The organism is Neptuniibacter sp. PT8_73 (assembly GCF_047778045.1).
Classification (GTDB): Bacteria; Pseudomonadota; Gammaproteobacteria; order Pseudomonadales; family Balneatricaceae; genus Neptuniibacter.
Genome location: NZ_CP180545.1, coordinates 501,582 through 509,285, shown reverse-complemented (window position 1 = coordinate 509,285; position 7,704 = coordinate 501,582). Strand labels below are relative to the sequence as shown.

The following is a 7,704-nucleotide window of genomic DNA, read 5'->3' as shown; positions in this document are numbered from 1 at the left end:
TTTAGTGCGTCACTTCGTCCGTCGTCTCTTCATCTGTAGAGACAACCGCACTACCTGATACCTTCTCAAGCATCTTAGTAAAATTACGCATAGACTGCAGATGTACATAAATTAGTTCCAGCTCATCAGTTTTAGCTAATTCAGCAAACGTTTCTGGAGCTAAACCTTTAAGCTTTTCGCGATTGACTGCCTGGAAACCAGTTACGGTACGTTTCTCGCCAGCTGGCGTAGTAAACTGCGCCCCCATAGGCTCAAGCAAATCTAATTCCTGAAGCTTTTTAGCAAAAGCTTTAGTGCGCTGATAATGCACTTGATACTCTTTTAGGAAATCCAATACAGAACTTAGATACTGAGTTTGCTCACCATCAGCATCAAATAGCTTTTCGCCACGGCCTTCCTGATTACAACCTTCAAACCCCTCATCTACACAAAGCGTTAAGGTCGAACCGTCATCAGCACTAGAGAAAACAAATGGGTAACGACGGATGAAAGCGGGGATATATTTAGCTTTCCAACTACCATCTTCATTTACGTAAAGATTTTCCTGCTCTCTAACACCCATTAGAACTACCGGTAGAAGATTTTCACCTTCGCCCGCAAAAACTACACAATACTCTTCAGCCGCATTAGGAAACTCAACAGCCATTAACGGTACTGAGTTGACCGCTTGAGCAAAGCCATATTGGCTACCCGCTTTTACTGACCAATCAGCATGACGCTGCTTATTGATTGGTTGTACATCTCCGTAAATCAGTAACTGTGTTGTCACGTTGTTTTCCTTAGCTATTTCTAATGTTTTTTGCAGTCCAAGGTTAACATCTTAGTAAAGAATATACCTGAACTGCAACTTAACCATTGTACTGAGGTACAAGTATCTCTTCTTCCCAACCAAAGCGTTCAATATAGGCACTATTCAACCCCAGACATTCCGTAGATTGACAGCTTTCTCGATGCTTACATTGATAAAAACCATTTTTTTCAAATTCGCGCCAAAACACAGGATCTATAAAAAGCTGCGGCTGTCCGTTTACCAATAAGTGCTTAAAGTCTCCCAACAAACACTGCGGGAAATTTTTAATTTCTATACGCCTACCTAGCGCTTGAGCCTTAACCACGGCCTCTTCCAGATACGGTAACATTTCTAAATGAGATACAAGTAAAGATTTGTCGTCCTTCCCGGACATAGGCCAATAAAACCAAAATTCCATTTGAGCCAAATTTTTTAAATGCGCTAATGCATCAACAACCTGTGGTAGCTGCTTGTAACTTTTTTTTGTTACCACTGTATTCGTAATGCTGATCGTATGCTCCCACCGATCTATGTTTTCCATCCCTTGAAGCGTCTTATGAAAGGAACCCTGAACTTGAGTAATATCATCGTGCGATTCAGCGTCTGCCGCAGCCACACTAATAAAGAACTCATCCACCCCAGCATCAATTAATTTAGTGCAATATTCTAATTTTCCAAGGTGCATACCATGACTCTGGATCCGAACATGCTCAAATCCAGACTGTTTTGCTGCCATAGCAAGTTCAGGCAAGTCTCGATGCAAAGTAATCTCTGACCCAGTAAGAATTAGCCCAGACCACTTGCGGTGCTCTCGATTATAAGCAAGCAGCTCATCAAACTTTTGTCGACTTTGCGGTTCAAGATAATCCATAGTGCCTTCGATCATGCAATGAACACATTTTAGGTTACAGCGAAACTCCATTGTCATAGAGACATAGGCACTGTGATCGAATCGCTGTTCTATAGAAAGCATCAAAAAAGTCCGTAATAACTTGTCTTCAAAACTTCTATCTGGCCGTCAGGCAACATTTTATAATCGATACCTACATCGTAGAGCATATGATCCAATTCATTCCGAGAAGTCGTTACATAATCCTGAATTTCTTCAGGGTAACCCATGGACCGTAAGAACCAAATTAGCTGATCTATTTTGATACGAGAAAAGTAGATCCCTTCATTTTGTTTTTTATTGGCCACTACGGTGGTTTCGCAATCACGAAGTTCTGGCAATAGAATTTTATTGAAATCTAACTTACGCAGATTCAAATGCACAGAACTTGCGATCTTTGCCAGAATATCTTCTTTCTCTTTAACCGAGTTATAGAAGTAATAAAGATTGCTTAAGGAAAGGCCTTCTTCAGACAATTGATAACAAATACCTGAAGACACATTACTTCCGTCATTTCCAATATAGATATTCGCTTCACTTAAATTTAAACAACCCGCATTAAGCCCATCTATATCCAGATCGATCGAAAACATAAAGTAAGGTACATCTTCTGATATATCCAAAGCAGTAGATAATGATTTGGGAATCAATTGCTTTAAACGAGAAAAGGAATTTTTTCTTTCAAGACGTGCATAGTCGTAAAAATACAGCTCCCAACAAATCTTGCCTCCTGAAAGTTTCACCCCCCAAACAGTCTGACCCTCACCCATCACATTCTGTATTTCGCTTATGAGCTTAACACCGTTAATTCCAACGCCCGTTGCAGCAAAGCTATTTAATAAAAGATTAAAAGAATGTTGTTTACCTTTTGGATCAACTAGAGGGGGGTACGGCCAAAGACAATAATCCAGCAACTGTGTTTCAGGGCCACACTGTTTCAAAAAAGACTCTAGCTCATTCATGTTAGCCACAGCGCTCTTCAACTCCAAAATACAGCGTAATAAAAGGCTCACCCATACGGTTAATGCCGCCAGAAACATGCCCTAGAACACGGTCGTAATTTTGTTCTAAAAACAGATCCACCGATTCAGACGGAATTACAAAACATTGAAAAAGCTCTTTCAGCAGGTCTGTCAGCTCACCTATTCGAAGAGAGAAATCATATAAATTGATATCAAAGGACCTACGAACGCTTTCGGGTTCAGATACATCCAGCATCATTGGCAACTCGGATTTACAAACCTGCTCCAATAATGCTTGAACCCACACAGACTGTATTCGCCCTGAAGAACCTAAGCATTTCTCAACAAATGAACAGAAATGCCCCTTAGATAAGGACGGTAAACATCGATAGTTTGTAATTAAATAGCGATGACTATTGGGATACCATTTAATAGCCTGATGCAACAAAAAGCCCTTGGAGCTATTTAGCCCATCACTTTCTGCAACAGAATAGGGATACTCAAGATATAGCTTACATAGAGGCTCACCACGCTCATCTTCATATCCAAGATGAACAAGCTCAGCTTTATCAAATCGACTCTGAATCCATCCCAAGCCTTCGCCAGGCATCTCAAGATCACCCACCAACTCCAGCAGCGAAGTCAGCGGATCGGACCCAAAACAGTTTTTATGTTGGGTAAGTAGAAATCGGTCTTGATTGAGCGTTCCTGCAGTTAATTTACAAGAACGCTCATAACCAAAAGGCACTGCCAGCGATGAAAAGGCAGAGAGCAGTACAGCGTGGGGCTGCATTTCAGGCCTAACGGAGAGCTTGCTCAGAACTACGATAAGTACGACTATCCATTACCGATGCTGTAATTTCAAATGCTTGCTCCTCACCAGAAAGCATTGCATTCACTTGCTCCAAGTCAGTATCACTCAAGAGGCCAACAGCACGCTTAAGGCGCAAGGTATTGATTAGGTAGTCATATCGAGCACTAGAAAACTCTGTTCTAGCGAAGAACAAGTCACGCTCTGCATCCAATACACTTAAGCTCGATGTCAGACCTGACTCATAAGCTGTACGTTTTGCATCCACACCTAATTCGTAAGCATCCACTGAACGCTGCAACGCTTCAACTTTAGCGATAGAACCAACAACGCCATCAAACGCAGCAAATGTCTCACGCTCTGTAGCACGCCATTCAACTTCTAGCTCATCTTGCGCTTTATTATGCAGTTCAACAGACTCTCTAACCTTGGATGAAACTGCACCACCTGCGTAAATTGGTACAGTTAATTTGACCATCATGTCTTGAGTATCCACTTCTGATCCCCCTCCAAAAAGTGAACCTTCCGTTTCACGAGCATTTTGGGTGAAAACAAAATCCAAAGTGGGATAATGACCGCCTTTCTGACGGCGGACTTCTTGCCAGGCAACGGCGGTAGCATAACGTTTAGCTAGCACTTTAGGATTATTATCTCGACTTTTCTCAACCCACTCTTGCGGCATAGCTGGGGTAGGTTCAACCAAATCCATATCCAGACCTAGAGATACCAAAGATTGGGGCAGCTGTCCCGTCATCTCCTTAAGACTTTGAAGAGCATCTTTTAAAGTGTTACGAATTTCGACTTCTCTCGCCTTAGCTTGCATATAACGAGCTTGAGCATCTAGCTCATCAGTAACTCGAGCTAAGCCATCTTCTCTTTGCTGACGAACCAACTCATAGTGCTTTTCCAAGGAAGCCACTTCAGACTTCACTGAGATATAGTTGTCGTACTCACGTAAGGCCGAAAAGTAATTTTCTGCCGTCCGCATTATCAAATCCTGACGAACATCTTCAAGTTCGGAAGCAACTCTTTTTACGTCCTCTTTAGCTTGCTTAAAGTAAGCCCAGTTACTGTAGCTATAGATCGATTGAGTAAGAGACAAAGTCATCTCAGTAGTAGGATAAGACGTGCTCCCTCTAGAAAAAACCTCATTATCCGAACTTACGATATCTTGAGATGTTTCTGTCTGCGAATAATCAAACTTAAGAGTGGGAAGCAAAGACGCTTTGGCTTGGGCATATATTTCTTTAGAAGCCTCATGCTCATGAAAGCCCGCTTGGTATGTCGGATCATTCTCCAAGGCGAGCCTATAAACATCAATTAAATCTTCAGCATTTGCCTGCTGACTAACCATACACCCTGATAGACATGTAGCCGCAACAATCTTTCTTACACTTTCACGCATAATAGGCACCTTTTACTTTTCCCTTTTATAAGCCCGCTCTGCAACAGGATCGGTTTCTATCAGGATGCAGATTTCTTATTTTTTTCAACGCAATACTCTAAAACTCAGAGTTTCAACCAAAACCATCTAATTCTAGGTAATCAAATTAGAAAATGGCAGAAAATGTTCACAAAAAGAACAGTTTCTCTACATTTTTATAGTATATTTGAAAACAAGTTAAGTTTTTATTCATTTTCAATATCTTTGTAAACCAGAAGCCCCCCCCCAATAGCTCACCCGAAATCGTATCTAATGATCTGTAAGGTATATACAATTACCCTGCCTCCTTCTTGAAAGGCAATTCAACATCTATACTTTGATGGTGATAATTTAACTCTGGAACAGCAGAACTGTAGTAGCTATCCACATGAGCACCAAAGCCATAAAACAAACCGAGTACGAAGTTCAGGTTGCGCAGCTGCAGCAGGAGATAGAGCGTCTTAATGATTTTGCGGCCCTATCGTCAGATTGGTTCTGGGAGCAAGATAAAGAGTTTCGGTTTATCAGTTTCTCAGGTACTGGCATCAGCCGAATGAGCCGCAATCAAATCGACTTTATTGGTCGCTGCCGTTGGGAAATGCCTATTAGTCCAGATTCCTATTCGGCGATGCAGGAACACAAGGCTCTGTGTAAGCAGCATGAGCCTTTCTATGATTTTCAGTACGACATTTTTAATGATGAAGGGCAACTACAACGCTATACCGTCAGTGGCGCTCCGACATTTGATATTGATGGTAATTTTTCAGGTTATCGAGGCATAGCCTCCAATATCACTGATCTTTACTTAGCACGAAAAGCATTTAAAAAAACCCAGCAGCAACTATCACAAATGATTGTTGGCAACCCTATTGCCAGCTTCGTTATCAATGAAGATCACGTTATAACTCACTGGAACAAAGCCTGCGAAATACTAACAGGCATACCGGCTACCTCCGTGATAGGGACAAAAGACTCTTGGCGTGGTTTTTATGATCACCCACGCCCAGTAATGGCAGACTTAGTTCTTAATGGCGCCATAGCAAAAGACATAGAGAAACACTACGGCCATAAATTCCAGCCATCAGAACTCATCCCTGGTGCAGTAGAAGCTCAAGATTACTTCCCTAACATGCACGATGGTCGCTGGTTGTACTTCACAGCCGCCCCTCTTCAAGATGAAGACGGCCAAACCATTGGAGCAATAGAAACACTCCAAGATATCACCAGCCAAAAAATCCAAGAAGAAAAGATCATTCACCAAGCACACTTCGATAGCTTAACGGGACTGCCAAATCGATTTTTAGCTCTCGACCGATTAAATCTTTTAATCCAAGAAGCGGAGAGAAACAACAAAAAACTCGCAGTTCTCTTTATCGACCTAGACGATTTTAAGAAAGTTAATGATACGCTGGGTCATGCGCTTGGAGACGAATTACTCATTCAAGCAGCAGATAAATTACGCTCGATGATTCGTGCTAGCGACACCATTGGACGCTTGGGCGGTGATGAATTTATCGTTCTCATCAACGATCTCGAAGACGCGCTTCAGGTACGCCCCATTGCGGAAAACTTACTAAAAAGCTTCCGAGATGTTTTTAAAGTAAAAAACCGAGAACTTCTTCTCACGACCAGTATTGGTATCGCCCTCTATCCAGACGACGGAAGCCAGCCGGATCAACTATTGCGAAATGCAGATTCCGCCATGTATCACTCCAAAAGCGAAGGTCGAAATGCCTATCATTTTTTCACCGAGGATATGAATGCCGGTATAGAGCGCCGTTTACTGATAGAAGAACAGATGCATGGAGCTTTAGCGCGTAACGAGTTCTACCTCAACTACCAACCCGTCATTGATACTCAATCAGAACTAATAATGGGTGCTGAAGCCCTACTTCGCTGGAAGAACCCGGTTTTAGGCCACGTACCTCCCGACGAATTTATCCCCATCGCCGAGCAAACAGGCCTAATCATTCCGATTGGTTACTTTGTATTAAAAGAAGCATTAAAGGCCACAAAAGTCTGGACTGAACAGCAAAACTCCAATTTTAAAATTGCAGTGAACTTATCCCCCCTTCAATTTAAAGCACCGACACTGCTCAACAAGATCAAAAAATATCTCAAAACAAATCAGCTCTCAGGTGGCAGCTTACATTTAGAGATCACAGAAGGGGTGCTACTAGGCAATCAAACCTACATTACAAATGCATTCGAGGAGTTCGCCCATTTAGGTATTCAAATCTCGATGGATGACTTTGGTACTGGCTATTCTTCTCTAAACTATCTTCGCCAATACCAGTTCAATACCCTAAAAATTGATCGTAGTTTTATGCTAGATTTTGAAGATGATGAAACAGCCCCAGCTTTGATAGATGCAACCATTGCGATGGCGCATGCACTCGGAGTAAAAGTCATTGCAGAGGGGGTAGAATCACAGTCCCAGAGGGACTATTTAGCGGCAAAGGCGTGCAACTTCATTCAGGGATACTTTTACAGCAAACCTTTACCGCAAGAAGAGTTGACTAAATTAATAAGCAATCAACAATAATTACTTTTTAAGCTTCAAGATAGGACGTTTAGGCTTATCAGCCGCACTCTTTGGCCTGATTGCTCTAACAGCAGCTTTGGCACCATTTTTAGCAGCGTATTCCATCCCTTCCCGAATCATTAAAGCAAGTTCTGGCGCAGAAAAACCTTTATCACCCTTAATGGACAGATCAAGCGGATTACTAAAACTACCATCCAACACCTCAATAGAGAGACCCGACTGATGCACAACCTGGCGTCCGTCTACAGACCACATATAACTATTCCTAAAATTAATTAACGTTC

Annotated in this window: 7 protein-coding genes; 1 reads left to right on the top strand and 6 read right to left on the bottom strand. The window is 42.1% G+C overall.

Features of this window, described 5'->3' with window-relative positions:
• Nucleotide 1 precedes the first annotated feature (1 nt).
• The 5 genes from ACMXYN_RS02240 to ACMXYN_RS02220 all read right to left on the bottom strand — a co-directional run bounded on the left by ACMXYN_RS02240 (nucleotide 2) and on the right by ACMXYN_RS02220 (nucleotide 4,857).
• Entirely contained in the window at nucleotides 2-769 is a 768-nt protein-coding gene (locus ACMXYN_RS02240) for a SapC family protein (RefSeq protein ID WP_415893307.1), read from the bottom strand.
• A 79-nt stretch (nucleotides 770-848) separates the two neighbouring features.
• On the bottom strand, nucleotides 849-1,676 hold the full coding sequence (locus ACMXYN_RS02235) for a radical SAM protein (RefSeq protein WP_415893305.1): 828 nt from the start codon (nucleotides 1,674-1,676) through the stop codon (nucleotides 849-851).
• 86 nt (nucleotides 1,677-1,762) lie between these two features.
• Entirely contained in the window at nucleotides 1,763-2,650 is an 888-nt protein-coding gene (locus ACMXYN_RS02230) for a hypothetical protein (RefSeq protein ID WP_415893303.1), read from the bottom strand.
• Nucleotides 2,643-3,434: a hypothetical protein gene (locus ACMXYN_RS02225; protein WP_415893302.1), complete on the bottom strand. Its 792-nt coding sequence runs from the start codon at nucleotides 3,432-3,434 to the stop codon at nucleotides 2,643-2,645. Before ACMXYN_RS02225 ends, ACMXYN_RS02230 begins: the two co-directional genes overlap by 8 nt.
• Before the next feature lie 7 nt (nucleotides 3,435-3,441).
• Nucleotides 3,442-4,857: a TolC family outer membrane protein gene (locus ACMXYN_RS02220; protein WP_415893301.1), complete on the bottom strand. Its 1,416-nt coding sequence runs from the start codon at nucleotides 4,855-4,857 to the stop codon at nucleotides 3,442-3,444.
• A gap of 406 nt (nucleotides 4,858-5,263) precedes the next feature.
• Between ACMXYN_RS02220 and ACMXYN_RS02215 the strand changes: the two genes are divergently transcribed.
• Nucleotides 5,264-7,420: an EAL and GGDEF domain-containing protein gene (locus tag ACMXYN_RS02215; RefSeq protein ID WP_415893300.1), complete on the top strand. Its 2,157-nt coding sequence runs from the start codon at nucleotides 5,264-5,266 to the stop codon at nucleotides 7,418-7,420.
• Here the strand turns inward: ACMXYN_RS02215 and ACMXYN_RS02210 are convergent, their stop codons facing one another.
• A complete protein-coding gene (locus ACMXYN_RS02210; RefSeq protein WP_415893299.1) occupies nucleotides 7,421-7,675 on the bottom strand; it encodes a hypothetical protein in 255 nt (84 codons plus the stop codon).
• Between the last annotated feature and the right edge of the window lie 29 nt (nucleotides 7,676-7,704).